Source organism: Nostoc sp. KVJ20, from assembly GCF_001712795.1.
In the GTDB taxonomy this organism is placed as follows: Bacteria; Cyanobacteriota; Cyanobacteriia; order Cyanobacteriales; family Nostocaceae; genus Nostoc.
The window spans coordinates 1-25,201 of the sequence record NZ_KV757620.1; the positions used below are offsets into that span (position 1 = coordinate 1).

General features: G+C 41.6%; 22 protein-coding genes. 9 read left to right on the plus strand and 13 right to left on the minus strand.

What is annotated here, in order from left to right:
• A partial coding sequence (locus tag A4S05_RS15345) for a hypothetical protein (RefSeq protein ID WP_218107954.1) occupies positions 1-670 on the minus strand: 670 nt, incomplete at its 3' end.
• A 534-nt stretch (positions 671-1,204) separates the two neighbouring features.
• Between A4S05_RS15345 and A4S05_RS15350 the strand changes: the two genes are divergently transcribed.
• Positions 1,205-2,803, plus strand: coding sequence for an Hsp70 family protein (locus A4S05_RS15350; protein ID WP_069070691.1), 1,599 nt, complete (start codon positions 1,205-1,207; stop codon positions 2,801-2,803).
• Positions 2,804-2,826: 23 nt separating this feature from the next.
• Here A4S05_RS15350 and A4S05_RS15355 read toward each other — a convergent pair whose 3' ends face one another.
• The 6 genes from A4S05_RS15355 to A4S05_RS15380 all read right to left on the minus strand — a co-directional run bounded on the left by A4S05_RS15355 (position 2,827) and on the right by A4S05_RS15380 (position 8,679).
• Positions 2,827-3,390 (minus strand): Uma2 family endonuclease, encoded by a 564-nt coding sequence (locus tag A4S05_RS15355; protein ID WP_069070692.1) that lies wholly within the window; start codon positions 3,388-3,390, stop codon positions 2,827-2,829.
• A 170-nt stretch (positions 3,391-3,560) separates the two neighbouring features.
• Positions 3,561-4,100 carry a L,D-transpeptidase gene (locus A4S05_RS15360; RefSeq protein WP_069070693.1) on the minus strand — a complete coding sequence of 180 codons (540 nt, stop codon included), beginning with the start codon at positions 4,098-4,100 and terminating at the stop codon, positions 3,561-3,563.
• A gap of 506 nt (positions 4,101-4,606) precedes the next feature.
• Positions 4,607-5,122 (minus strand): L,D-transpeptidase, encoded by a 516-nt coding sequence (locus A4S05_RS15365; RefSeq protein ID WP_069070694.1) that lies wholly within the window; start codon positions 5,120-5,122, stop codon positions 4,607-4,609.
• 113 nt (positions 5,123-5,235) lie between these two features.
• On the minus strand, positions 5,236-5,868 hold the full coding sequence (locus A4S05_RS15370; RefSeq protein WP_069070695.1) for a bifunctional 4-hydroxy-2-oxoglutarate aldolase/2-dehydro-3-deoxy-phosphogluconate aldolase: 633 nt from the start codon (positions 5,866-5,868) through the stop codon (positions 5,236-5,238).
• A gap of 694 nt (positions 5,869-6,562) precedes the next feature.
• Positions 6,563-7,642, minus strand: a complete 1,080-nt coding sequence (locus tag A4S05_RS15375) for a coiled-coil domain-containing protein (protein WP_069070696.1) — start codon at positions 7,640-7,642, stop codon at positions 6,563-6,565.
• Between the two features lie 53 nt (positions 7,643-7,695).
• Positions 7,696-8,679: a coiled-coil domain-containing protein gene (locus A4S05_RS15380; protein ID WP_069070697.1), complete on the minus strand. Its 984-nt coding sequence runs from the start codon at positions 8,677-8,679 to the stop codon at positions 7,696-7,698.
• A gap of 538 nt (positions 8,680-9,217) precedes the next feature.
• Between A4S05_RS15380 and A4S05_RS15385 the strand changes: the two genes are divergently transcribed.
• The 4 genes from A4S05_RS15385 to A4S05_RS15400 all read left to right on the plus strand — a co-directional run bounded on the left by A4S05_RS15385 (position 9,218) and on the right by A4S05_RS15400 (position 14,289).
• Positions 9,218-9,970 (plus strand): winged helix-turn-helix domain-containing protein, encoded by a 753-nt coding sequence (locus A4S05_RS15385; RefSeq protein ID WP_069070698.1) that lies wholly within the window; start codon positions 9,218-9,220, stop codon positions 9,968-9,970.
• Positions 9,971-10,023: 53 nt separating this feature from the next.
• Positions 10,024-11,349, plus strand: a complete 1,326-nt coding sequence (locus A4S05_RS15390) for a sensor histidine kinase (protein ID WP_069070699.1) — start codon at positions 10,024-10,026, stop codon at positions 11,347-11,349.
• A 28-nt stretch (positions 11,350-11,377) separates the two neighbouring features.
• Complete coding sequence (phoU, locus tag A4S05_RS15395) at positions 11,378-12,046, plus strand: phosphate signaling complex protein PhoU (protein ID WP_069070700.1); 669 nt, start codon at positions 11,378-11,380, stop codon at positions 12,044-12,046.
• Positions 12,047-12,669: 623 nt separating this feature from the next.
• Complete coding sequence (locus A4S05_RS15400; protein WP_069070701.1) at positions 12,670-14,289, plus strand: iron uptake porin; 1,620 nt, start codon at positions 12,670-12,672, stop codon at positions 14,287-14,289.
• A 76-nt stretch (positions 14,290-14,365) separates the two neighbouring features.
• Here the strand turns inward: A4S05_RS15400 and A4S05_RS38920 are convergent, their stop codons facing one another.
• Entirely contained in the window at positions 14,366-14,617 is a 252-nt protein-coding gene (locus A4S05_RS38920; protein WP_084227125.1) for a hypothetical protein, read from the minus strand.
• A 230-nt stretch (positions 14,618-14,847) separates the two neighbouring features.
• Here A4S05_RS38920 and A4S05_RS15405 point away from each other — a divergent pair, with 230 nt between their 5' ends.
• The 3 genes from A4S05_RS15405 to A4S05_RS15415 all read left to right on the plus strand — a co-directional run bounded on the left by A4S05_RS15405 (position 14,848) and on the right by A4S05_RS15415 (position 17,658).
• Positions 14,848-15,459, plus strand: coding sequence for a DUF3318 domain-containing protein (locus A4S05_RS15405; protein WP_069070702.1), 612 nt, complete (start codon positions 14,848-14,850; stop codon positions 15,457-15,459).
• A gap of 52 nt (positions 15,460-15,511) precedes the next feature.
• A complete protein-coding gene (locus A4S05_RS15410; protein WP_069070703.1) occupies positions 15,512-17,248 on the plus strand; it encodes a hypothetical protein in 1,737 nt (578 codons plus the stop codon).
• Between the two features lie 218 nt (positions 17,249-17,466).
• On the plus strand, positions 17,467-17,658 hold the full coding sequence (locus A4S05_RS15415) for a hypothetical protein (protein WP_069070704.1): 192 nt from the start codon (positions 17,467-17,469) through the stop codon (positions 17,656-17,658).
• Positions 17,659-18,145: 487 nt separating this feature from the next.
• Here A4S05_RS15415 and A4S05_RS15420 read toward each other — a convergent pair whose 3' ends face one another.
• The 5 genes from A4S05_RS15420 to acpP form a co-directional block, all read right to left on the minus strand.
• Complete coding sequence (locus tag A4S05_RS15420; RefSeq protein WP_069070705.1) at positions 18,146-18,550, minus strand: hypothetical protein; 405 nt, start codon at positions 18,548-18,550, stop codon at positions 18,146-18,148.
• 445 nt (positions 18,551-18,995) lie between these two features.
• A complete protein-coding gene (locus tag A4S05_RS15425) occupies positions 18,996-19,289 on the minus strand; it encodes a hypothetical protein (RefSeq protein WP_069070706.1) in 294 nt (97 codons plus the stop codon).
• Between the two features lie 142 nt (positions 19,290-19,431).
• Positions 19,432-21,459 carry a transketolase gene (tkt, locus tag A4S05_RS15430; protein WP_069070707.1) on the minus strand — a complete coding sequence of 676 codons (2,028 nt, stop codon included), beginning with the start codon at positions 21,457-21,459 and terminating at the stop codon, positions 19,432-19,434.
• Between the two features lie 355 nt (positions 21,460-21,814).
• Positions 21,815-23,065, minus strand: coding sequence for a beta-ketoacyl-ACP synthase II (gene fabF, locus A4S05_RS15435; RefSeq protein ID WP_069070708.1), 1,251 nt, complete (start codon positions 23,063-23,065; stop codon positions 21,815-21,817).
• Positions 23,066-23,330: 265 nt separating this feature from the next.
• The gene (gene acpP / locus A4S05_RS15440) at positions 23,331-23,585 is read right to left on the minus strand and encodes an acyl carrier protein (RefSeq protein ID WP_069070709.1); all 255 of its coding nucleotides are present in this window, start codon (positions 23,583-23,585) and stop codon (positions 23,331-23,333) included.
• A gap of 418 nt (positions 23,586-24,003) precedes the next feature.
• Here acpP and A4S05_RS15445 point away from each other — a divergent pair, with 418 nt between their 5' ends.
• Entirely contained in the window at positions 24,004-24,909 is a 906-nt protein-coding gene (locus A4S05_RS15445) for a CoB--CoM heterodisulfide reductase iron-sulfur subunit B family protein (protein WP_069070710.1), read from the plus strand.
• The last annotated feature ends 292 nt before the right edge of the window (positions 24,910-25,201 follow it).

Sequence of the window (25,201 nt, forward strand, 5' to 3'; positions counted from 1 at the left end):
TATCTGACTTACCATCTCCATCAAAATCGGAGTTAGACATTTCAATTGATAAACTCTTGCCATCTATAACAATAGTTGAATGATCATTCTCAGTCTTCAACAGAAACAGATTATCCGCATTCAAAGACTCATTGTGCACTATCTTTTGGAACAGTTCCCCCTCATCCCCTAATGCATCAAAAGTATTAATTTTGGAGTCGAGCCAATGACCGAACTCTTCATGAAAAACAGCATTAATTCCTTCAGTATTACTGGCGTTATTTAATAAGAAATCTTCAGAAAAATAAATAGTATTTGTTTCTTGAGCAAAACTAGCATTTGCGCCATTCAACTGTATTCCTGTCAGCACATCAATTTCAACAAGATTCCTGAAACCGCTTTGCTTGACATCTTGAACTACCTTTTGAAATGCTTGTCGATCCCAGTTATTATCAAAAACCAGATTCATGTTGTAATCAAGGTCAGGACTAGCAATAAATTGGCTGAACTGTTCATGAGCTAAGTCTACAGCCTCTAACAAATATCCTGGTAAAGCTGATCCAGTTCCTGCTTTTGAACTAGACACTAAGGACATCAGAGATAATCCCGCATCCTCAGATGGAATCATTACATTTGAATAATTATGTACCCCTATTTCCGGAGTGGAAGATGCAACTTTTTCAAGATTCATTTTGATTTATCGAGAATTACAGCAAAATTCAAATACATCTCAGTTATATCCGCGACATTTTGGAAAAGACAATTGGCTAATAGTTTTTTACAAAGAAAATATAATATTTTAATACCTATGTAAAAACACTGTATCTGCTCGTTAAAATATGTTTTGTACTGCTTTATTTAAGCAAACAATTGAGATATTAGAGAAGTCGCTGTTGCATAACGGGCAACAGCCATACTACATATACCCCTTATGAGAATATTGAAGGTTTGATTTCTTTTATTTTTCCTTCGTTATCTAGAATGACTTGAATTACTGGATTTTTTGGATCTATAGGTAGGGCTAAATCAAAGGTAATAACTGCTTCTACATCGTTGTATTTGGTTCTAACTGTGCTAACACTTAGCTGCAACAGACTGAATCGATATCTGGGTTGGGATGCAAAGAAGTATGCCTATGGGCGCATTTGCTTTCTTGGTAGCTTATAGAGAATAATCACAGATAAAGCAGCTTTGGCATCTTCATGCGAGAGAATAAATATAAAATATGGCGATCGCAATCGATTTTGGTACTAGCAACACAGTCATTGCTCGTTGGAACCCTGTCACCCAGCAGCCAGAAACCCTGACTCTACCAGGTTTATCAATTAAACAAAGTCTCAATCCGCCACTGATTCCCAGCTTGGTTTATGTTGAAGACGCAACCCAAAATAAAGTCTTAGTCGGGCAACAAGTACGCGATCGCGGTCTTGACCTCAAAGGCGAAACGCGATTTTTCCGCAGCTTCAAACGCGGTATTGGTGCAGATATCCAAGGTTTTTTACCCGAATTAGATGGGCAAATTGTCACCTTTGAACAAGTCGGGCAATGGTTCCTCACTCAAGTAATTGAACAACTAGCACCCTTGGAAGGTGGCTTAGATTCTCTCGTGTTAACCGTACCCGTAGACAGTTTTGAAGCTTATCGCCACTGGTTGGGAAAAGTTTGTCAAGCCCTTCCCGTCGAACAAGTGCGAATGCTGGATGAACCCACAGCAGCCGCCTTGGGTTATGGCTTGGCGAATCAAGAAATTCTCTTGGTGATTGATTTTGGCGGTGGTACTTTAGATTTGTCCCTTGTCCGGTTGGATAAAGGTGTGCAAGCAACCACTAAGCCGTTGGGATTTATCCTCAAGTGGGGCAATAAGTCCTTAGCTGAAGATTCAAAACAAAAAGTCAAAACTGCCCGTGTACTGGCGAAAGCTGGGCAAAATCTGGGCGGTACTGATATTGATAACTGGTTAGTAGATTACTTTGCCAAAACTCAAGAGTTGGCGGTAAGTCCGTTGACAACAAGATTGGCAGAACGGGTAAAAATTCAGCTATCAACTCAAAACCAAGCCAGTGAAGTTTATTTTGATGATGAGACATTTGAAAGCTATGAACTGGAACTAAACCGCGATACTTTTGAAAATATCCTCAAAGAACACGCATTTTTTGAGTTACTCGATGAATCAATGACGACACTGTTGCAGCAAGCAAAACGGCAAGGGATAGAACTTCCAGATATTAATGCAGTTTTGTTAGTTGGTGGCACAGTGCAATTGCCGGCAGTGCAGACATGGATTAAACAGTATTTTGAGCCAGAAAAAATCCGTTGCGAACGTCCCTTTGAAGCGATCGCTCAAGGTGCATTACAGTTAGCCCAAGGGATACAAATCAAAGACTTTCTCTACCATAGTTATGGTATCCGCTACTGGGATCGCCGCAACCAGCGTCACAAATGGCATTCTTTAATTAAAGCTGGACAGGCATACCCAATGAGTCAGCCAGTGGAATTAGTCTTAGGCGCTTCTGTAGAAAATCAACCCAGTATTGAGTTAATTATGGGAGAATTGGGAGCAGATACAGGTAACACCGAAGTTTATTTTGATGGCGATCGCTTAATTACTCGCCGTCTGGACAGTAATGAAACCAGCGTCAAACCCCTCAACGATCAAGAAGGCGCGAGGACAATTGCCCAATTGACACCAGCCGGATATCCTGGAAGCGATCGCATCAAAATCCTCTTTCAAGTTGATGAGCAACGCTTTTTGCGAATCACCGTTGAAGACTTGTTAACAAATGACACACTTTTGGAGAATCAACTTGTGGCACAGTTGAGCTAGATATAATGTACAACAAGTTATTTTTAGCTATCCATCTTTAACCATCCAAAAACTTGATTGACGGTTAGTGCAAGTTCAATTTCTGGTAATACAGGCAAAAAATCTTCTCCCTGGATTAACTCTGGTTGTTGGCCCGGACGGAAAACCAAAATTGAGCGATCTGTTGGATCAATTAACCACCCTAGTCGGCAACCATGCTGTAAGCAATAAAGGATGTTGCCAATTACTCGGTTTGAACTCTGTTCTGGGGAGAGGATTTCAATTGTCCAATCTGGCCACAGCAAAAAATCGTTGGGAACTTCCCCATCAGCATCAAATGGAATTCGTGACCATTTAAAAACCGCTACATCAGGCACAATTGAGCGGATACCAAAGCTACAGCGCAACTCTGGGAATGCATAAGCAATTTTTTGGCTTTCTGCTACTTCGTTAATGCTATTGCAGAGTCTTAGCTGCAATCGACTATGCTTCCCTTTCGGCATTGGCTTTTGGATAATCTTACCGTTAATATATTCACTCGCGGGCTTTGTTTCTGGGAGCTTCAGAAACTCCTCTAGGGTAAGTAGTTGAGTAGTTGAGTAGCTCATGGCTCCTAAATCCCTCGAAGATGTGTTTTTAGTCTAGCAGTGATGTAGAGTGCGTCACACTTGGCAATTCTTACCTGGATATATGGACAGGTAAGAATTGCCACAATGATTAATTCATCTTCACGATAATTCGTTATTAAAACTCTTAATTACGAATTACGAATTACGAATTATTTCCGCACCACTACTAAAGTTCCATTCCTAGCCCAGTTGTAAAGATTGCGAGCTTGCTGAACAGGTAAATTTACACAACCGTGGCTGACGGGAGTCCCAAAACGATTATGCCAGTAAGCGCCGTGGATGGCGTAGCCTCTGTAGAAATACATTGTGTAAGGAACGTCAGGAATATTATAGCCCCTGCCTCGCATCCGGTGAGTGCGATACTTAGAATTAATCCGAAATTTACCTATGGGTGTGGGAGTCGATCGCTTACCTCCAGAAATGCGGTATGAATAAACAAGTTTATTACCTTCCCATGCACGTAAGCGTTGCTCTGACAAGTCAATTTCAATCCAGCGAGGTTGGGATGTTTGCCTGATATTAGATGCAGTGATGCTGTTTTCATTCACTGGCGCAGCTGTTGCTGTAGTCAAGTTGGGTGTACCTGCTAAAGGTGATGACCAAGAAAATAGAGTTGCCACCATCAGCGCCACGCCTGTACAAAAATTCCCTGAGGAACGAATCTTACCACTGCGAATCCAAGATTGCATTATGCCTCACCTTCTAAACTACGCAAAAATTATGAAGTGAAGTAATTGTCTGGAAAACTACAAATTTCCAGAGTTATTACTCCTTTCTGTGGAGGATTTACGCAATTCATCCGCTAATGCTTCTTAAGACAATTCCCAAGCTAATCTGCGTCCAATTTGGTCATTAGTCACTTGTCACTTGTCCTTTGTCATTTGTCCTTGATAAATGATGAGTCCTAACTAATGACTAATGACTAATGACTAATAACCAATGACCAATGACCAATACCTAAATGCAAACTTTCCCCAAATTCATATTTGCATTTGTAATTTCACACAAGAATTGTCAGGATTTACGCTTATTTTTTGGGTAAATTCTTGAATACCCTCTTCTATATTTTATTTCAACTTCAGTAATTCCGACTCCGAAGATTCCCAGCATAAAATCTTGCTGGGAATCACTTAAATTATCTTGATTTGTTGTTATTTCTAGTTTTGCTTAAATTGCCTTCTGGCTGCTTCACTTACTATTTATGGATAACTACTGGTGTCCCTACTGATGCCCACTCAAATAGCCATTTAGCATGTTTAGGTGCAAGATTTACACACCCGTGGCTTACTGGAGTTCCAAATCTCTTATGCCAATAAGCTCCGTGAATACCGTAATTACCTTGATAAAACATCGCATGAGGAACGTTGGCAACATCGTAACCCCTTCCCCGCATCCGCGTAGTTTTGAACTTGGATTGAATATTAAAAGTACCAACAAGAGTAGGAGTGGATTTTTTACCAGAGGAAATAGCACTTCCATAAACAACTTTGTCACCTTGCCAAGCTATTAATCGTTGCTTTGAAAGATTAATTTGAATCCAGCGCCGATCCGATTGTTGCAATGTCTGGATTTTTTGTGCAATCACTTGATTTTTGGAATTCGCCCAAACTTCACTAGTTCCAGTAGTAGTAAAAACACTTAAGGACAATGCTGTACCAGTGAGGAGTATTTGTAAGCGACGCACCCAGTCAGAATAAATCAGTTTTTTCATTTTAGATACACTCACACTCAAATCATGAAGTCTTGAGAAACTTATCAGCTTTCACTTTTATTTCCCTATCTATTACTTTAATAGACGTTAAGTTTTGATGATTTGATTCTAAGTTAACTTAACTGTCGCATTAGTTTTTTTGCTCCAGATGCGATCGCTTCCCAATTTCTCTCTGTGACAAGCTTTTGAGGAAATAATTCACCGCTCAAACCTACAGCGATCGCTCCGGCTTGTAAAAATTCTTTAGCATTTTCGAGTGTGATGCCGCCAGTAGGAATTAAGGGAATCTGACTCAGCGGCCCTTGCAAACTTTTGATATACTCAGCCCCTCCTAATGCTTGCACAGGAAACACTTTTACACAACTAGCACCCTGACTCCAGGCAGTAACAATCTCTGTAGGAGTCATAGCTCCTGGTATAATAGGCACATTTTTTTCTACTGCTGCTTGAATCATTGCTGGATCAACGTGGGGTGTGAAGAGGAATTGCGCCCCAGATGCGATCGCTTCTTGTAACTGCTGCACATTGAATAGCGTACCAGTGCCAATGATACAGGCTGGTAATTCCGAACGTAATTGACTGATCAATTCCCCAGCGCGATCGCTATTCCAGGTAATCTCAATTAGCTGCATTCCCCCAGATGCTACAGCCATTGCCATTTGCCGTCCCAATTCGATTTTAGGGGCGCGGATGACTGCGATCGCTCGGTGTTTTTGCAATTGTGATAACCAAACTTGATTAGGCATTTTTACTGGAGACTATGAGCTAGGGACTAGGAACTGGGAACTAGAGAATAATTTTCACTCTAGTAAATACCTAATTTTCAATCCTAGTACCCAATCCCCAACCCCCTTAAAACTTTCTCAGCTATCGAGTCAACCCCTGAATTTTGATAAAACAGCCAAAACTCAGTTTTGATAAGCACTTCACGCTTTTTATCATTTATGGGGGGCGATCAAAGCGTTTAAACCCAAATATACTGAGCTTATTGCCATTATTGTCAATAAGTTTTGTTTGCTCGCTAGCTAGAACTGCGATTTAGCGATCGCATATAACTTGCAATGTTAAAAAACTTTACACTGCAAAAATTTTAGGTGTTTGTATTAAACGAAAATCGGCGGGAATTCCATCCCTTTGAAGAGTGGGAGGGATAGAACCACTTTTTTAGTTAAACATAAATTTTATGTGATATATTTCTGTAATCAACAATACCCGTGGTGTAGATAATACTGTAGTAAATTTTAAAATTTAGTATTATGTCTAGTCAAGAACAAAATTCCAATAAAGCATTCAAGCAAACACAAGCTAGCGCAACAAAGAAGAAGAAATTACAACCTCCCCCAGACATCAAAAAACCAAAGAAAACCGAATAAAAAGCTTTATAGTTTCTTGTAGAGACTTAATTTAAGTCTCTACAAGAAACATCAAAAATAAATCAGCTTATTTATTTTTTGCTTGAGTCTTTGCCTGTTCCAAAGCTATTTCTTTGATTGCCTGATATGAATTAACATTTGAAGTACCTTCAATAGCTTTAACTGCCAAATCCTGAACTTGTTTGAGAGCCGATTCAAGTTGTTTAGAAAGATTTTGAATCCGCGTCTCTTGATTAGTAATAGTTTGTTCTAGAGATTGTAGTCTTTGTTCATAAAAACGCTTTTGCCCTTCCACTTCTTTAGAATATAAATCAGATTTTACTTTAGCTTGGTAGTGGGCGATGCCTTTGCCTTCTTCTGTAGCTTTTTTTATAGCTGCTTCTTTATCTTTCGGAAAAGCCTCTACCTTGGCTTTTAACTCTTCAAATTGTTTCTCTCTCTCAGAAATTGCTTTCTCCCTTTCAGCCCACTGTTTTTCCGTTTCTTGTAATAATTCTTCCAGTTGCTTATATAGTGCTTTCTGCCCTTGTTCGTATTCGTCACTTTCTCGTTGCCGCTGGAGTTCTAAATTATACTTATACTCTGACGCATCACGTTGTCGAGTTTTATGCAAGTTTTCATTCCGTTCTTTTATCGCCCGTTGCTGTTCCTCTTGTTCTTTTCCCCAAGTATTCCTTTGCTCTAATATTTCTTGAAATAATACTTCAGAACGCTGGCTATATTCTTCCTGATAAGCTTTAGTATTATCTTCATAGGCTTGGATAAGAGTATCCAAGATATCATCAGAAACTTCTAAATTGTGCAACTGTGTTAGTTGTTGGATTTCTTCTTCTAAAGTTCGTCTGATTTCTTCCAATTTAGAGGCTTTTGTGGTTAGCTGTTCTGATAATTCATTAGCAGCACTGCCAAAACCTAATTGAATCTTCGCCAAGCTTTCAATTGTATTGTTCATCTTTTGTTGGACACTAGAAAGCTGATTCATAGGTGTTTTTTGCTCTAATTTAGGCTGTTCTTTAGTTCCAGATTGGTTTTCTTTGGCAACTTGATCGAGTTCTGATTTCAGCGCTGCTTTCTCTTTAGCTAACTCCTCATACGCCTGAAGAATTTCTACTTTAGTATTCTTATCAGTCGGTTTTTTTACCACCACAACAAACCTCCTCTTCAGGAATTAAAAATGGTTAAGATGCTACAGACTCAAAACTATTTAGGATTAGAACTACCAAAAGCCCTCATAGCTAAGTCTTGTGCTTGTTTTAGTGCAGTTTGCAATTGAGCAGAAATGCCTTCTATTTGCTCAGACTGTTTCTTAATTGTTTCTTCCAGAGATTGAATTTTCTGTTCATAACTCTGTTTGTTAGATTCCCATTCCTTCTCAAATAAATCAGCCTCAATTTTAGCTTTTTGGCTTGTTTCTTTAATTGCTTCTTCTCTAGCTTTCTTAACGGCTTCTTCTAGTTCATTAGGAAATGTACTTACCTTTTGTTCATAGTCTGCAAAGAGTGGTTGCCGTTCAGCAAATATCTTTTCTCGTTCTGCCCAATCTTTATCTTTCTTTTGAGAATTTTCTTGTATTTCTCTTTGTTGTTGGCGCTTTATTGCTTCGTAGCTGTCTGTATTTAGTTTACGAGTAGTTTCTAACTTATACTGAGATTCTTCTTGTTCTTGCTGGCGATCTTTGGCTAATAAATTGTTATATTCTTGGAGCTTTTCCTCATACTCTGACTGCTCTTTTTGCCATTCTTTCCGCCTGATTGTAATTTCTTTTTCTAGTGCTTCTCTTTTGCTGATAGTATCTTGTTCAAGGATTTTTAATTTTTCTTGGTGTTCTTGGCTTAAAACGTCTAGAGTATCTGCTACAACTCTGATTTGTTGAAGCTCTTGTAGGCGTTGAGTTTCAATTTCTATAGCTCGGTTCAATTCATCTAACTTGGAATTTTCCTGAGCTAGTTTTTCAGATAATGCATTGAGAATACTGCCAAATTCCAATTGTAAATCAGCCAAACCTTTGACAATACTATCAACGGTATATGCAGAAGCCGCTTGCAGTATTTCTTGACTTTTTGCCTTTTCTGCTTCCTCTTGTTTGGTTGCTATTTTAGATTCCAGCTTTTTTCTTTGGATAATAATTTGTTGAAATGCTTGCATTAGTTGTTGTTTGCTGTCCTTGACTCCAACTGTAGTCATCTTCCAACTCCCTTCAATAGGCAAATGATTTATTGGGTAGCAAGCCATACCAAGGACTACCCTATGCAGACATCAGGGTAGCTTTTAAATCAACATTTTTAACGCGGTGGAAATACTGAAATGATCAACATAGGATACTGAGATGGTGTACGAATTTTCCACATATATATCCTTATGTTTTTTAGGTATATTTTTCCTTCAAGTCATAGTACTTTTGTACTAAAATAAATATACCTAACTTAATCTGCTCTTGTCAAGACAACCATTCGTGCAATTCCGTCAGAAAATGCTTTCCCTATTTTTAGGACAGAATCGAGGCTATTTAGGAATTTGAAAATGCAAAGTCCCTAATTAAAAAACTATTACAAGCTTGCAGCCACACTGTTTGATACTTTATGAGTCCGTTGTGGTGTATGTTACTCTTTGTAAAGAAAATCTAAAAGAATTAACCCTAGTAGAAGCGCGGTTACAGTTAGGCGAGATAATAGACTCATCATCCTAATTGATACAAGCACAGTCCCAGACTTTTGTGATATCAATGTATACCACTGAATCGACCAAATATTCTGCTAGAACGGACATTGGGCAAACCAGCCGTATTCTAGTAGTAGAAGATGAAGAATTAATCCAGGAAATGCTAGCTGTAGCTCTGGAAGAAGAAGGTTATGGGGTGATAACTGCTCCCGATGGGCGGTCAGCTATAGAGTATCTCAAAAGTTTTGAAACCAATTCTGGGGAACCTCCCTTTGATCTGGTCATTCTTGATTTGATGCTGCCGCAAATCAATGGGCTAGATATTTGCCGTTTGCTGCGTCATCAAGGCAACCCAGTACCTATTTTAATGCTCAGTGCTAAGGGTAGTGAAACTGACCGAGTTCTGGGATTAGAGGTGGGAGCAGACGACTACCTGACTAAACCATTTAGTATGCGCGAGTTAGTGGCTCGTTGTCGGGCTTTACTCCGCCGCCAACGTTTAAGTAATTTACCACAACTACCAGTATTAAAATTCAAGGATGTCACTTTGAATCCCCAAGAATGCCGGGTGCTGGTTCGTGGTCAAGAGGTAAGTCTTTCCCCCAAAGAGTTCCGCCTGCTAGAACTGTTTATGAGTTACGCCCGACGGGTATGGTCACGGGAACAATTGCTCGATCAGGTTTGGGGCCCAGATTTCGTCGGCGATAGTAAAACTGTAGACGTTCATATTCGCTGGTTGCGCGAAAAATTAGAGCAAGATCCCAGTCATCCCGAATATATTGTGACTGTAAGAGGTTTTGGCTATAGGTTTGGATAATTAGTTTGGATAGTTGTTAGTTTTTAATAGTCACCAAAAAACTAACAACTCAAATGCTTTTATTGGGATTTTTTCTGGGTTTAGCGGTAGGCATTGGGTTTTGGATTTGGCAACAAGTTCAACTTAACCGCTACCTGGGGCGCTTAATCCGACCGTTAACCCCCCATTCTTATAAGATGGGACTGCTGCTGATTCCTGGGTTGCGGCAGGAAATAGCAATGGTGAAGCAGCAGCGGCAAGATTTGCAGCAGTCGTTGCAAACTTACCAAGACCTGCTAGATTTTGCGCCAGTGGGATATTTGCAGGTGGATGAGGAAAATCAACTGCTGTGGTGCAATCAACAGGCGCAGGAAATTTTGTATTTGCAAAGGTGGCAACCAGAACAGGTGCGCTTGTTACTAGAGTTGGTAAGGTCTTATGAACTTGACCATTTAATTGAGCAAACTCGTGATTGGCAAAAACCACAGACGGGAGAATGGATATTTCACCCATCTTGTGATGATGCGGCAGAGATGGCAGCAAGAAAATCTTTGGCTTTGCGGGCATCTAGCTTGCCTTTACCCAATGGACAAGTGGGAGTATTTTTAGAAAATCGTCAACCCCTATTGGATATAAATCAAGTACGCGATCGCTCTTTTTCTGATCTAGCCCACGAACTTAGAACGCCACTGACTTCGATTCGCTTGGTTGCGGAAACTTTACAAACCCGCTTGGAACCACCTTTAAATCGTTGGGTTAACCGCTTGATGCAAGAAGTTGATCGGCTAATTAACTTAGTGCAAAGCTGGCTAGACCTCACTCAAATGGAAGCAAACCCAACGATGCAATTACAAACCAAAGTTGTAGAATTGCGATCGCTCATTGCATCTGTTTGGGAAACACTAGAACCTTTGGCAGGGCGCCAACATCTGTCTTTTTCTTATTCTGGCCCAGAAAATCTTTGGATTAAGGCAGACCAAGCCCGTATTTACCAAGTTTTTCTCAACTTGCTAGACAACAGCATTAAGTACAGTCTTCCTGGTACAAGCATTCACGTCGAAGCGAAAATCCAATCAACGAATAATAATGAGGGCGATGCTGCTTCCCCAATCTTGGAAATAAATCTTATTGATTCTGGAGTTGGGTTTTCTGAAGCCGATTTACCCCACGTTTTTGAGCGATTTTATCGAGGAGATAAAGCGCGAACCCATTCCCCACAAGATAGTAACTCCATAGGAGCGATCGTTGGCAATGGGTTAGGATTAGCGATCGTTGAGCAAATTCTAATTGCCCACGGTGGTTCAATCAAAGCGATGAACCATCCCGAAACTGGCGGTGCATGGATGCAACTCCAATTTCCTGAAGTTATGGCAAACTCCTTAAGCCAAGACTATAGTTAATAATATCTTCACCTTTGAGACAACAAGTGTGAAAGCCGTCGATTATAGTCCCAATCCTCAAAGACCACAACTCGCACGCGCCATTAGGCGCTTAGAACGGGATGTATTACGTATGGGTGCTTTGGTAGAACAATCATTTCGCCTCAGCCACCAAGCGTTATTTGCTCGTAACTTAACAGCAGCTGAAGAACTTCCTCGATTAGATAAAAAGATTGATCGCTTTTATCGTCAAATCGAATCAGACTGTACGGCGATTATGACGCTACAAGCGCCTACAGCCCCAGATTTGCGCTGCTTAAGTGCCTTTATGCAGTTGGTGCGAGACTTAGAGCGCATTGGCGATTATGCTGAGGATTTAGCTGAGATTGCGATTAAAATTTTTCCTTATGAGCCTCATACGTCAATGCCCGACATTGAGGTTATGTCCCTTCACGCGCAGGCCATGCTAGCAACTAGCTTGAAGGCTTTGGGAGATTTAGATGAAGCAAGCGGACGCCGTTTAAAGCACCTAGATGATACTGTAGACGATGCTTACGATCGCGTTTATCAGACTTTAGCTCAACAACGAGATGTGCCTGGTGTGGTCGAGCCAATTGTACTATTAGCACTGGCAATTCGTTGTTTGGAACGCATGGCAGATCATGCCACTAATATCGGTCAGAGGGTAGCATATATTGTCACCGGTCAACGCTCTTAATTGATGTGCTGCTCAGATCCCCGACTTGTTAAATCAGTCAGGGATCTAAATCCAGCCAAAATAAGCGCATCGCAAACTGCTGTATTTTCTAATTATTTGCGCCTATTTACTTAGTCTTCAGAAAATACCAATTGAAAAAGAATTCAGGATTCAGCAATCTTTGAGTCAAGGATTCAGACCTGCCATTCTCTTGTTGACCACTCAATCTTAGATTTATTGTGGGACTTAGACCCGTTTATTCAAATGCTGGTGGACTCGCTACCAGTACGCTATCCAACAGTCGCACAGAATTCAGAATTGAATTCTGTCTTGTTAAAAATAAGTTAACTATATATTTTACTAAAAGCTTACCTATTCTTAAACTTGCACAATTAAGGTAACGGATAAACAAATAAAAAATTCCGTGTCTATCTGTTTTCGGTCACAAACGCCGCATTATTTTGCGCTTACCAAATAAATTAATTAAAAAACATAGTTCGGCAATATGCTAATTAACTTACTTGTAATAATCACAGGATAAAGGTATAATCATCACTGTGATTGTGTGTAAAATCCCCGAAAATAAAGTGTTATAAGCATTTTATAATCACTGGGTTTGTGTAGGTGTGAGTGAAAGGAAAAATATGACAAAACGATTCTGGAATCTTTTCAAGGTTAGTCCGGTTATTGTAGCTGCCACATTTTTCGCAGCGAATAGTGCCTTAGCAGCTGAAGTCAACGAGCAGTTAACAAATGTTGCCCAGTTATCTGAAGCTCAAGAGTCTAACAACATGAGCCAGGTAACATCAGTTTCGCAATTTTCGGATGTACAGCCCACAGATTGGGCATTCCAAGCTTTACAATCCTTGGTTGAGCGTTACGGCTGTATTGCAGGTTATCCCAACAGTACCTATCGTGGTAACCGTGCTTTGACCCGTTATGAATTTGCCGCAGGTTTGAATGCCTGTTTAGACCGGGTTAACGAGTTGATTGCTACAGCTACCGCCGATTTGGTCAGCAAACAAGACCTAGCTACCTTACAGCGCTTACAAGAAGAATTTTCTGCTGAACTAGCAACCCTGCGCGGTCGTGTGGATGCTCTAGAAGCCCGCACTTCTGAGTTGGAAGCCAACCAGTTTTCTACAACCACCAAACTAGTTGGGGAAGCAATCTTTAATGTAACTCAGGCTTTTGGTGACACAGCGGCCGATCAAGACGCTGACTCTGGCAATAACCCTGATTTAGAAAGCAACACCACTTTCGCTAACCGTGTTCGTTTGAACTTGTACAGCAGTTTTACTGGTACAGACCAACTGCAAATCCGGTTGAATTCTGGGAATATCGTCAATAATAGTGGACAAACTGGTACTTTCATGACCCGCTTGGGTTTTGAAGAAGATACTGGCAACAGTGTTGAAATCGATAAAGTTAACTACGCTTTTAACTTTGGTGAAGCAATACGTGTAAAAGTTGATGCTACTGGCGCGGAGTTATACGAAAACGTTAATAACTTCAACCCTGACTTTGCTAGTTCTGGTAGGGGCGCTATCTCTCGCTATGGACGTTTCAGCCCCATCTATCGCCAAGGTGCTGGTGGTAGTGGTTTGACTGTTACATTCAATCCTAAAGGTGCTATTAGCTTGAGTGGTGCTTATTTAGCCGCCAATGCTAACGATCCTGCTATTAATAACGGGTTGTTCAATGGTGATAGCACCATCTTCGGTCAATTAACTTTCCAACCAAACAAAGCTTTCAATATTGGTCTGACCTACGCTCGCAGTTATCAAGATGGTGGTATAGATGATGCTCCAGACCTGTTTGGTGATACTGGCAGTATCCTAGCTAATAATGCATTTGATGCTCGGACTGAATCCAACCATTACGGTGTACAAGCTAACTTTAAACCCAGTTCTAAGTTCACTATTGGCGGTTGGGCAGGCTTCAGCGATATAGAAGCTAAAAATGGTGTTCAAGCAGGACAGAGTACAGATGTGTTCTACTGGGCTGCTACCCTTGGTGTTAAAGACCTTGGTAGAGAAGGTAGCTTGCTTGGTTTGATTTTTGGCCAATCACCCAAAGTGACTGAGAGTAATTTTGGGGTTGAAGATGCGAGCACTTCTTATCATGCAGAAGCTCTTTATCGCTTGCCTTTAACCGATAATATTGCCGTTACCCCTGGCTTGTTGGTGATCTTCAACCCTGATCACAACGATGCTAATGATACCATCTATGTAGGTACTCTGCGTACTACTTTCTCCTTCTAAAATCGGGGAATCGGAAATAACGCTCAAAATTAGATAAACAAAACCCCACCTTGAGGTGGGGTTTTGTTTGGATTTTTCAATCTATGGGAACCGTCGTAATATCTTTTGGGGGGCGATCGCTACTCCAAGCCCACCACACAGAACCACAGTGACAGTAATAAAACTCTTGCCATTTGCGACGACGGTCTTCTGTAAGTACAGGCGATCGCCGGTTTAGCCAAACTTTTTCAGCTTCCAGGCTACTGGAGTGGCAGTTAGGACAGCAAAACTCATAAGCGTGTGTTGCTTTATTCGTCCATTCAGGCGGGATAGGAACAAAAGCGTCCATGTCGTTAAAATTGTAGTCTCAATGATGATCCAAAACTTTGAGGTTTTGAATTTGGCGGCAAACGAATACGATAAAATCCCGCCACACTATCAAACTGCTTAATCAATATTTTTAGGTTGATCTAAATCTATTCAAGACTGCGAAAGCATCTCACAAATCAAAGGCTAACACGAAAAGTTTATTTTTTACACACCTAGTTACTATGCACATTATGACTAATAATTAAATTTATGGAGCCAAATGTTGAAATTCGCCGTTTGTTAGATGTGATGCCTGCTTCTGGTCGGATGACGACAAAACTTGTTAGTAAGCCGGAGCAGGCAAAAGTGATTGATGCCTCTTTTCCCCAACCCTGGAATCAAGCGCGACCAATATATATTAATTTCGATTTGTGGCGTCGCTTGACAAAGCCACAACGAGATTTGCTGTTGTTGCAGATGGTTAGCTGGTTGACGGGGGTGAAGTGGTTTAAACCCGATATTTATCAAGGTGTGGTGCTGGCCGGGCTGTTAGGCGGATTCTTGGAAGCAGCGCAGTCAGATGTGGTGGGTGTAGGTGTCGCTGGGGGATTAAGTGCGATCGCAGCTTTGCGGATCTGGCGCACTAATAAATCTCCAGAGTCAGAGTTAAATGCCGATGCAGCAGCAATTAAAATAGCACAGCGGCGCGGTTATTCAGAAGCAGAAGCAGCGCAGCACCTATTATCTGCCATTGAAGCGGTAGCCAAAATTGAAGGGCGTTCCAGCTTAAATTTTACTGAGTTGATTCGTTGCCAAAACTTACGAGCGATCGCAGGTTTATCACCAGTGGGTATGCCAGAAAGTTATAACAAGGAAAAATAAACGTCAGTGCTGCTCATTTGTAGCACCTTTAAACTGAAAAGGCTTTATATAAATGCAGATAACAAGCTTGCATAATTTTTTGACGGCGACTGATGCCAATACATCTAAGTTTCAGATGAGATTTTGGTTTGGTTTAAGCCTAATCTTTGCCATATTTTATAGTTTATTAGAACTACAGCAAGCGTTCAGCAACAAATATGCAGTGCAAGATGATGCGCGAGTATATGTTTTTTGGATGCAGCGATTTTTAGAGCCAGACATACTACCAAATGACTTAATCGCCGACTATTTTGAATCAGTAACCCCAGTGGGATTTTCTCATCTTTATAAGATAGTAGCAATGCTGGGTATTGAGCCACTCTTATTTAGTAAATTATTGCCAGTTTTATTGAAAATACTTACTATCTGTTATTGGTTTCCATTATGTATGCAAATATTTCCAGTGCCCACGGCAGGTTTTATCAGTACATTGTTACTGGCTCAAAACCTCTCCATGAGGGACGATTTAGTTTCTGCGTCGCCTAGATCATTTATTTTTGTATTTTTTATAGCATTTTTATACTATTTATTAAGGCAATCTCTACTACCATGTTTGGGCGCGATCGCATTAGTAGGATTGTTTTATCCACCGTTTTTGTTAATCATCGCCGGAATTTTAATATTAAGGCTTTGGCATTGGAAAGAAAAGCTACCTCAGCTGTCTAATAATCGCCGTGATTACCTATTTTCCGTTACTGGATTGGTAACTTGTCTAATATTTATGTTGCCTTACGCCTTAAGTTACTCTAAATTTGGGCCAAGTATTGCAGGAGTAGCAGCCAGAGAATTACCAGGACTTGCAGAAACAGGAAGAATCTCTTTTTTCAGTGATGATCTAATTTGGTTTTGGTTGCTGAATCAGCACAGTGGCCTAATTCCAAATGTTTTGGAACATCCATTAAACATAATTGGATTATTTTTACCTATTATCCTCCACTATCCTCAACGTTTTCCGTTAACTAAGCTAGTTACTGATAAGGTTAAAGTTTTACCTCACATTGCTTTGGCATCTGTGGTAATGTTTGGGCTTGCTCATTTACTACTTTATAAACTCTATTCTCCAGCCCGATACACAAGGTATACCCTAAAATTTATAGTGATTATTGCCACAGGTATAGTAATAGTGGCGATTTTAGATGCAGTTTTTCAATGGGCAAAGCAGCATCGAGAGTATTCATCTGGGCGACAGATATTAGTGTTAGGATTTACAAGTTTATTAGGAATTTTACTTTTCTTTTATCCATGCTTGTTGAAAAATTTCCCGACTAGCCTCTACCGGGTAGAAAAAAACCCACTAATTTATGAGTTTTTTCAGAAACAACCTAAAGACATTCTCATTGCCTCTTTATCAGAAAATATAGATAATGTGCCTACGTTTTCTAAAAGGTCTATCTTGATCGGCTGGGAATACTCTGCTCCTTATCATGTGGGTTATGATAACCAGATTACCGAACGAGCTACTGATCTGATTCGCGCTCAATACAGCGATAATTTAGCAGAAGTACAAAACTTTATTCAGAAATATGGGGTAGACTTTTTTGTACTGGATGAATCAGCATTTACACCTGAATATATCACCATAAATCCTTGGTTTATCCAGTGGCAATCGATAGCAAAAGATATTTCATTAAAGCTACAGCAAGGAACTAATCCTGCTCTCTTAGGCATTTTACAGCGTTGTTCTGTCTTAGAAACTAAGGGCTTAATTGTTATAGAAGCAAAATGTGTCGCCAAAACACCCCAAAAATGAAGCTTTTACATCGTTTGACTAGCTTGCCAGCGCAATAACTGGCTGCAATGCGTGAGGCTAATCTACACTGGAATAAGAGAATGTGTGTTTAACTAACTTAGATGTCCGAGAGTGAGGAGTTTAGTGATAGCTTCTCAGTGTTGGGTTATAAAGTGATTACCTTGTGTGGTAAAACTTAACTTAAATTCTGTCAGTTACTAACGGAGTTGATAGGAATAATGGGTAACTTGATTATTTTCGCCTTGGTAGTGGTTTACGGAGGCGGCGTTTGGAAGTTTTGGAATGGGTTTGGGCGAACAAATTTTAATCCAACTTTGACCAATCGCATTGGTTTATCTTTGTTATGGCCAGCTTTGTTTATTACAAATCAATCCTATCGTCGAAACTTTAGAAAGGCACTGAAGGGCTAAAGTTTACTATTAAGTCTAAGGTGATCTGAATCTTGACGGTGGTATATATCTCAATTGAAGAAAAGAAGAATTCAGAATTCAGAAGTCAGAATGGGCTAAACCTTAGCTATCCGCTAACAGGATTCAGAATCTAATCAGTCGGGGATTCAGACCGGCGCAGGAATTGTTACACCACCAAATCTACGATTTGGTGGGGGTATTAAACCCGGTTATTCAGACGCGACTCGAAAATACTCGCTCTAAGCGAAGCCATGCTGTTCGCGTTAGCGTCTCTGAAAGAGAAGGCTTTACGCTACGCTATCCACCAGTTATACAGAAAACATTGCTGAATTCTGACTCCTGAATTCTGTTTGATAAATTTAACTCACCAGCCTCCCTTCCCTACTAGGGAAGAGAGGCTGGGTTTGCTCCTTTTAGGAAGGAGAGGAATTAGGGAGGGATAATTTCGTTAACTGTTGGAAAATATTTCGGCTGATGAATTTACTGATTATTTGCCATTGGTTAATAGATGGATTGCTGCACCTACGGCTGCACCATCAACAGCATTGCCTAATGTATCTTTCCTATCGCCAGTAATTACACCAGTTACTGCGCTAGCGCCTGCACCGACTCCGACATCTTGAACAACATTCCGGTTACGGCGATTGCGAGTGTTTCTCAGACCATTTGCACCATTGACAGCTGCACCAGTGACACCACCTTTAACAGCATTGTTTAATACACTACCATTTCCCCTAACTGCTCCGGTGACTACATTGGTAACAGCCCCAATACCTGCATCTCTTAGTACTTGGTCATCAGCAGCAGCCGGTTTCGCGGGAACTAGGGTGACACCAGCTAAACTTGCAGCCATGAGGCTGGGTAGAAGTGTGCGTTTTAGGATGTTATTCATTGTGTTACCTTCTCAAAACATCAAACAATCGGTTAAAAACCAAAGTTACTGGAGTCTGATAAAATCTGAATTTTTCATCTGAACAACAGCAACTATCTCTTGTTCGAGTACATATATATCATTGCATTTGCAAAGTCATAACTGCATCTACTGAAAGCATGAATTTAGATTCAGTCTACAGAAGGTCTTGCTGATTTATTGTGTAATGCAAGAGATTACATATTGACAAAATCAATTAAATATGAAATATCTATTTTTAGATATAAAAGTTGCATTTTTTCATTACTAGCAAAGGATTTCTAATGAGAAATCGCGTAGGGTTTACCCTATCTATCTAAAGATAGTTGCCAAAATAATTAAACTATGGTGTTTGCAATCATTAAATCATTAAAGTTTATTTTAAAATATAACTAACAATATTTGAATCTAGTAGATAAGTCACTCTTTATCTACCTTCCACTGCTGCATCAAAAATTGCTATTTGCTCAGGTGTTAAATCATTTAAAGTGCCTGAAACTGCTTCTAAAGTCAATATTTTTCTAATTCTACGTGTTATTTCATGCTCCGTAATAGCTCTTATTTCTTTCGGTGAAAACTGCCCAAACATATCTACTAACATTTCTATCATTTCTTGTTTTTCTAATTTTAATTGATATACATTATTATCTCGAAACAATTTTTCTACGATTGGTAATATTCGAGCGACCAACGCATCTTTTTGGTTTGAAACTTCCTGCATAACTTCCTCCCAGTTCTTTACTTATTTATTTTCAATTATAGTGAATCTCCCAAACCCTCAAATCTCCCTCAGCGCTCCTGTGCGTAAAAAAAAGGCGGGCAAGATGCCCACCCCACAATATTTTGAGAATATTCTGTTACTATTAACCCAACAATTGTTTAGCCTTAGCTAACACATTATCAACGCTAAAGCCAAACTTCTCTAGACAAACACCACCTGGAGCCGAAGCACCAAAGCGATCAATACTAACGCAATCGCCTTCAGTACCCACATATTTGTGCCAACCGAAACTGCTACCAGCTTCCACAGACAAACGCTTGGTGACAGCTTTCGGCAGAACCGACTCTTTATAAGCCGCATCCTGTGCTTCAAAAAGTTCCCATGAAGGTAGCGAGACAACACGGACTTTCTTGCCTTCAGCCTTGAGTTTTTCGGCTGCGCCGACGGCGAGGCTCAATTCTGAACCAGTGGCAATCAGGATGAGATCAGGTGTACCTTCGCTATCCACCACGGTGTATCCACCCTTGGCTACGCCCTCAATGGATGTACCTGCCAAGTTGGGGACGTTTTGACGGGTGAACGCCAACAGAGACGGGGCATTTTCCTTCGCTTTCTCGATCGCTATTTTATAAGCACCAGAGGTTTCGTTACCATCTGCGGGACGGAACACGGTTAAATTAGGAATAGCTCGCAAGGAAGCGAGAGTTTCAATGGGTTGGTGTGTAGGACCATCTTCACCTTGCCCAATGGAATCGTGAGTCATCACCCAAATCACGCCAGCTTGAGAAAGGGCGGATAAGCGGATGGCAGCACGCATATAATCTGTGAAGATTAAGAAGGTTGCACCGTAGGGAATTAATCCTGAAGTGTGCAGAGCTATACCATTACAGATTGCGCCCATAGCATGTTCCCGCACACCAAAGTGGATGTTGGGGTTTTGGTATTCTCCCTTTTGGAAGTCGCCTTTACCCTTAATTTCAGTCAAGTTGGAGTGGGTTAAGTCAGCTGAACCACCAATCAATTCAGGTAAAACTGCCGCTAATTTGTTGAGGCAAGTTTCTGAGTGTTTGCGGGTGGGTAGTCCTTTGTCTTCGGGGGTGTAGGTGGGTAGTACCTTGTCCCAACCATCGGGTAGTTTGCCGCTAATGTAGCGTTCAAATTCAGCCGCTTCTTGGGCATACTTAGCTTTGTAGTCGGCAAATGTTTTGTTCCATTCTTCTTCGTAACCTGCGCCACGTTCAACAGCTTTACGTGTGTGGTTGAGGGCTTCTTCTGGAATTACGAAAGGCTCGTATTCCCAACCCAAATTTTTCCGAGTTAATGCTATTTCGTCTCCACCCAAAGCAGCACCGTGAACGCCAGCAGTGTTTGCCTTATTGGGGGAACCATAACCGATGGTGGTTGTCACCTTAATCATTGATGGTTTATCGGTGACAGCTTTAGCTTCTTCAATTGCTTTGGCGATCGCTGCTAAATCTGTATTACCATCTTGGACATGTAGGACGTGCCAACCGTAAGCTTCAAAGCGCTTGGAAACATCTTCGGTGAATGCCACATCTGTAGAACCGTCGATGGAAATGTGGTTATCGTCGTACAGAGCGATGAGTTTGCCTAATCCCAAGTGTCCTGCAAAAGAAGCAGCTTCACCGGAAATCCCTTCCATGTTGCAACCGTCACCTAAAATTACGTAGGTGTAATGGTCAACAATCTTGGTATCGGGTTTGTTAAATTTAGCGGCAAGGTGTGCTTCAGCGATCGCTAAACCAACTCCATTGGCAATTCCTTGACCCAAGGGGCCAGTTGTGACTTCCACACCTGGGGTCATGAAGTTTTCGGGGTGTCCGGGGGTTTTGGATTCCCACTGCCGGAATTGTTTAATATCTTCGATGGTGACGCTATCGTAGCCTGCCAGGTACAGTAGGGCATACTGCAACATTGAGCCATGACCGGCAGACAAGACAAAGCGATCGCGGTTAAACCATTTAGGATTTTTGGGATTAAACTTCAAAAAGCGATCCCAAAGGACAAAAGCCATCGGAGCCGCGCCCATTGGCAGTCCTGGGTGTCCCGATTTGGCCTTTTCTACGGCATCAACAGCCAAGAAGCGGATCGAGTTAATACAAAGTTCTTCGAGGGACAATTCTTTGAGGGATTGGGTTGCAACAGTCATAATCTCTTGTTTTTAACGACGGGTTAGCACTCTTCGTAGCTTCTCTTGCTGGGGTTATTTTAGATTCCCCACAGTATCCTCATCATCCCACTCCCGCTTGTCGATGGACAAGCGGGATCTCCTGAGTTTCTGGTGATAAATCAAGCTGATAATTGGGTCATGCTGAACGCTTAAATTATATCGGAATGTTATTTCTGATACTTTGGGCATTGGGCATGGGGCATTGGGCATTGGGCATGGGGCATTGGGAATTGGGCAAACGAGCAGAGTCGGATTAAACTACTGAATTCAGAATTCAGAATTCTGCCTTCTGCCTTCTGCCTCCTGCCTCCTGCTTTCTGCCTCCTGACTTCTTTTAAACGTATTTCTTAAAGGCCAGTGTGACATTATGACCGCCAAACCCAAAAGAATTGGATATTGCCACCTCGACTTTTTGAGCGCGGCTAAAGTTAGGCACGTAATCTAAGTCACATTCTGGATCAGGATTTTCCAGATTAATTGTCGGTGGAATTTGGTCATTAGCGATCGCCAGTACTGTTGCCACTGCTTCAATACCTCCAGAACCGCCCAATAAATGACCTGTCATCGATTTGGTGGAGCTAATTGCTACCTTATAGGCATATTCTCCCAAGGCTTTTTTGATTGCTGAGGTTTCAGTTGAATCATTAGCTGGGGTGCTAGTGCCGTGGGCATTAATGTAGCTGATTTGTTCGGGAGCTATTCCAGCATCTTTGAGCGCTAGTTCGATGGCTCTAGCAGCTCCGAATCCACCAGGTACGGGGGAGGTGATATGGTAAGCATCACAGGTCATCCCATAGCCGACCATTTCGGCATAAATGTGAGCGCCGCGACTGAGGGCGTGTTCCAGTTCTTCTAGAATTAAAATTCCTGAACCTTCACCCAAAACAAATCCGTTGCGATCGCGGTCAAAGGGACGGCAAGCTTTAGTTGGGTCATCATTGCTAAAAGAGAGTGCCTTGCAGGCGGCAAACCCAGCTACCGACAATGGTGTGACAGCTGCCTCCGTACCCCCGCAAATCATTGCCTGGGCATATCCCCCTTGAATGAGACGAAAAGCATCTCCAATGGCATTAGAGCCAGCGGCGCAGGCAGTTACAGGACAGGAGTTTGGCCCTTTAGCACCCGTGTGAATTGCCGTTAATCCTGCCGCCATATTGGCGATCATCATCGGGATCATGAATGGACTACAGCGATCGGGGCCACGGTTGAGGTAGATAGTTTGCTGGTCTTCTAATACCTTAATGCCACCAACGCCAGAACCGATCATGACACCGACCTGTTCTGCATTCAGGTCATTGATCACTAACTCCGCGTTAGCTAGAGCCTGTTTTGCTGCCGCAACCCCAAATTGGGAAAATCGATCCATCCGCTTGGCCTCTTTGCGCTCCAAGTAATCATGTGGATCGAAGTTTTTCACCTCACCAGCAATCCGGCAATCATGGCGAGACGCATCAAAAAATGTGATGTAGTCAATGCCATTGCGTCCACTTAATAATCCATCCCAATATTCTGTTGCTGTGTTACCTATAGGTGTAATCGCGCCAACACCAGTTACAACAACGCGTTTACGTGTATGATCTGTCATGATTCAGTTAAAAATGGCGAAAAAGCTGCATGGCAAAAAATTCGGGGTTAGTGAGTAAGTAGCGTCAGCCAGCGTGGTGTTGGGGGCTTCCACCCCACTTGTTTCTCCTGTTCGGAGACGCTACGCGAATAGTTGAGGAAACCCCAATACCGCAGGGCTGCACCATGAGCGACTGGCGTTAGCTACGTTAGGAGCGTCACCTCCGGGTGGCTAGGTGCGGGGAAATAATCATTCCCAATCCCAATCCCCAATCCCCCATCTCCAATTAAGCTGATGCGGTAACTTTGTTATTGATGTAATCTACTGCGTCTTGAACCGATGTAATCTGTTCGGCAGCTTCGTCGGGAATTTCGATATCAAATTCTTCTTCTAAGGCCATCACCAATTCAACGGTATCCAGGGAATCTGCTCCCAGGTCTTCCATAAACTTGGATTGTGGTGTGACTTTATCAGGGGGGTCAACACTGAGTTGTTCGACGACGATTTTCTTGACCTTTTCAAAAAGTTCCGCTTGGCTCATAAATAAAAGTCCTTAACCACTTGCTACGATCTGCTCGTTAGAGGAGACATTGTTTTTAGCATATACATCTTATCGTCAAGCGCGATCACCCGGATACTGCCAAGGATTTTTCTGTTAGAAAACCTTTCTTCTTAAAATTTGAATTGGCAAGTTTTTTGGCAACACTTAGGCAGTGGGTGGTGCTACGCCATTGCCGACACCGTGTAAATGCTTTTGTTTTCCAATTATTGCTAATTTTTTTTACAACGTCTCTACCAGTATTTACAGCCTTGCTAGAAATAAAAATATGTAGATGCTGCGGCTTTGAACCTAGAGGGTTAAAGGGTCGCTAAACATCCAACATTAGAAATTCGGTGCTAACAAGGAATGATAAAACAGTTATTGTTTAGAGCGATCGCTCTAACCCAAACATACTTCTATGCTACCTCAGACACTCAAATACGCTTACTTCCCCGGTTGTGTTGCCCAAGGGGCCTGTCGGGAACTTTACCAGTCAACTCAAGCCCTTACCCAAGCACTAGGTATTGAACTGGTTGAACTTAAAAAAGCTGCTTGCTGCGGTTCTGGCACATTTAAAGAAGATTCCCAACTGCTAGAAGATACAGTCAATGCTAGAAATATTGCCCTAGCAGAAGAATTAAATTTGCCCTTACTTACCCATTGCAGCACTTGTCAAGGTGTTATCGGTCATGTCAACGAACACTTGAAAGAATGTCAGACTTCTAACCCTGTCTACATTGAACAGGTTAATGGCTTGTTGCATAAAGAAGGTTGTTCGCCTTATCGCGGTAGTACTGACGTTAAACATCTTCTCTACGCTTTGGTGACAGATTACGGTTTAGAGGAAATTACCAAACGTGTCACCCGAAAGTTAACTGGATTAAAATGTGCGGCTTTTTATGGCTGTTATCTCCTCCGCGCCCAAAAATCTATGCCTTATGACGATCCGTTCCAACCGGAAGCGATGGAGAATATGTTTCGGGCTGTGGGTGCAACACCAATTTATTACCGAGGTCGGACACAATGTTGTGGTTGGCCGCTTTCTAGTTATGCCACTACCCAATCTTTTAAGATGGCGGGGATGCATATTCAGGACGCTTTAGCATCTGGTGCTGATTGTATAGTTACACCTTGCCCTCTGTGCCACTTAAATTTAGATTCGCGTCAGCCAGAGGTAGAAAAGGTAATTGAACAAAAGCTAGGTTTACCAGTGTTGCATTTACCGCAGTTGATTGCTTTGGCACTTGGGGTTAGTCCCAAAGAATTGGGTTTAGAACGCCACATTGTTTCCACAAAGCCAGTGTTGGAAAAATTAGGATTTTAGGGGAAACAATGTTCACGACTATCAATAATTAAGCGAACACCTGCTTATACCGTTTCTTTGTGAAGCTGCATATAATTCACCCCCCGGCTATCGCCGTCCCCCCGATGCCTTGGGGAGACTACAGGGGGGTATTATGATGTGTATCTTCATAGAGAAATAGAAACTAGAAAACAGGGCATCGAACCCTGTTTTCTAGTAATGGATGATAAATTTCACTTGTTGAAGATACCTCAAGTCCCGTAATTTAGGTATTTTGTAGGGTGGACAATAACCACCCAACCCAATACTGCAC

Coding starts and splice junctions, on each gene's coding strand:
- A4S05_RS15350 (WP_069070691.1), top strand. CDS start 1,205: ATGGCGATCGCAATCGATTTTGGTACTAGCAACACAGTCATTGCTCGT.
- A4S05_RS15355 (WP_069070692.1), bottom strand. CDS start 3,390: ATGAGCTACTCAACTACTCAACTACTTACCCTAGAGGAGTTTCTGAAG.
- A4S05_RS15360 (WP_069070693.1), bottom strand. CDS start 4,100: ATGCAATCTTGGATTCGCAGTGGTAAGATTCGTTCCTCAGGGAATTTT.
- A4S05_RS15365 (WP_069070694.1), bottom strand. CDS start 5,122: ATGAAAAAACTGATTTATTCTGACTGGGTGCGTCGCTTACAAATACTC.
- A4S05_RS15370 (WP_069070695.1), bottom strand. CDS start 5,868: ATGCCTAATCAAGTTTGGTTATCACAATTGCAAAAACACCGAGCGATC.
- A4S05_RS15380 (WP_069070697.1), bottom strand. CDS start 8,679: ATGACTACAGTTGGAGTCAAGGACAGCAAACAACAACTAATGCAAGCA.
- A4S05_RS15385 (WP_069070698.1), top strand. CDS start 9,218: ATGTATACCACTGAATCGACCAAATATTCTGCTAGAACGGACATTGGG.
- A4S05_RS15390 (WP_069070699.1), top strand. CDS start 10,024: ATGCTTTTATTGGGATTTTTTCTGGGTTTAGCGGTAGGCATTGGGTTT.
- A4S05_RS15400 (WP_069070701.1), top strand. CDS start 12,670: ATGACAAAACGATTCTGGAATCTTTTCAAGGTTAGTCCGGTTATTGTA.
- A4S05_RS38920 (WP_084227125.1), bottom strand. CDS start 14,617: ATGGACGCTTTTGTTCCTATCCCGCCTGAATGGACGAATAAAGCAACA.
- A4S05_RS15405 (WP_069070702.1), top strand. CDS start 14,848: ATGGAGCCAAATGTTGAAATTCGCCGTTTGTTAGATGTGATGCCTGCT.
- A4S05_RS15410 (WP_069070703.1), top strand. CDS start 15,512: ATGCAGATAACAAGCTTGCATAATTTTTTGACGGCGACTGATGCCAAT.
- A4S05_RS15415 (WP_069070704.1), top strand. CDS start 17,467: ATGGGTAACTTGATTATTTTCGCCTTGGTAGTGGTTTACGGAGGCGGC.
- A4S05_RS15420 (WP_069070705.1), bottom strand. CDS start 18,550: ATGAATAACATCCTAAAACGCACACTTCTACCCAGCCTCATGGCTGCA.
- A4S05_RS15425 (WP_069070706.1), bottom strand. CDS start 19,289: ATGCAGGAAGTTTCAAACCAAAAAGATGCGTTGGTCGCTCGAATATTA.
- tkt (WP_069070707.1), bottom strand. CDS start 21,459: ATGACTGTTGCAACCCAATCCCTCAAAGAATTGTCCCTCGAAGAACTT.
- fabF (WP_069070708.1), bottom strand. CDS start 23,065: ATGACAGATCATACACGTAAACGCGTTGTTGTAACTGGTGTTGGCGCG.
- acpP (WP_069070709.1), bottom strand. CDS start 23,585: ATGAGCCAAGCGGAACTTTTTGAAAAGGTCAAGAAAATCGTCGTCGAA.
- A4S05_RS15445 (WP_069070710.1), top strand. CDS start 24,004: ATGCTACCTCAGACACTCAAATACGCTTACTTCCCCGGTTGTGTTGCC.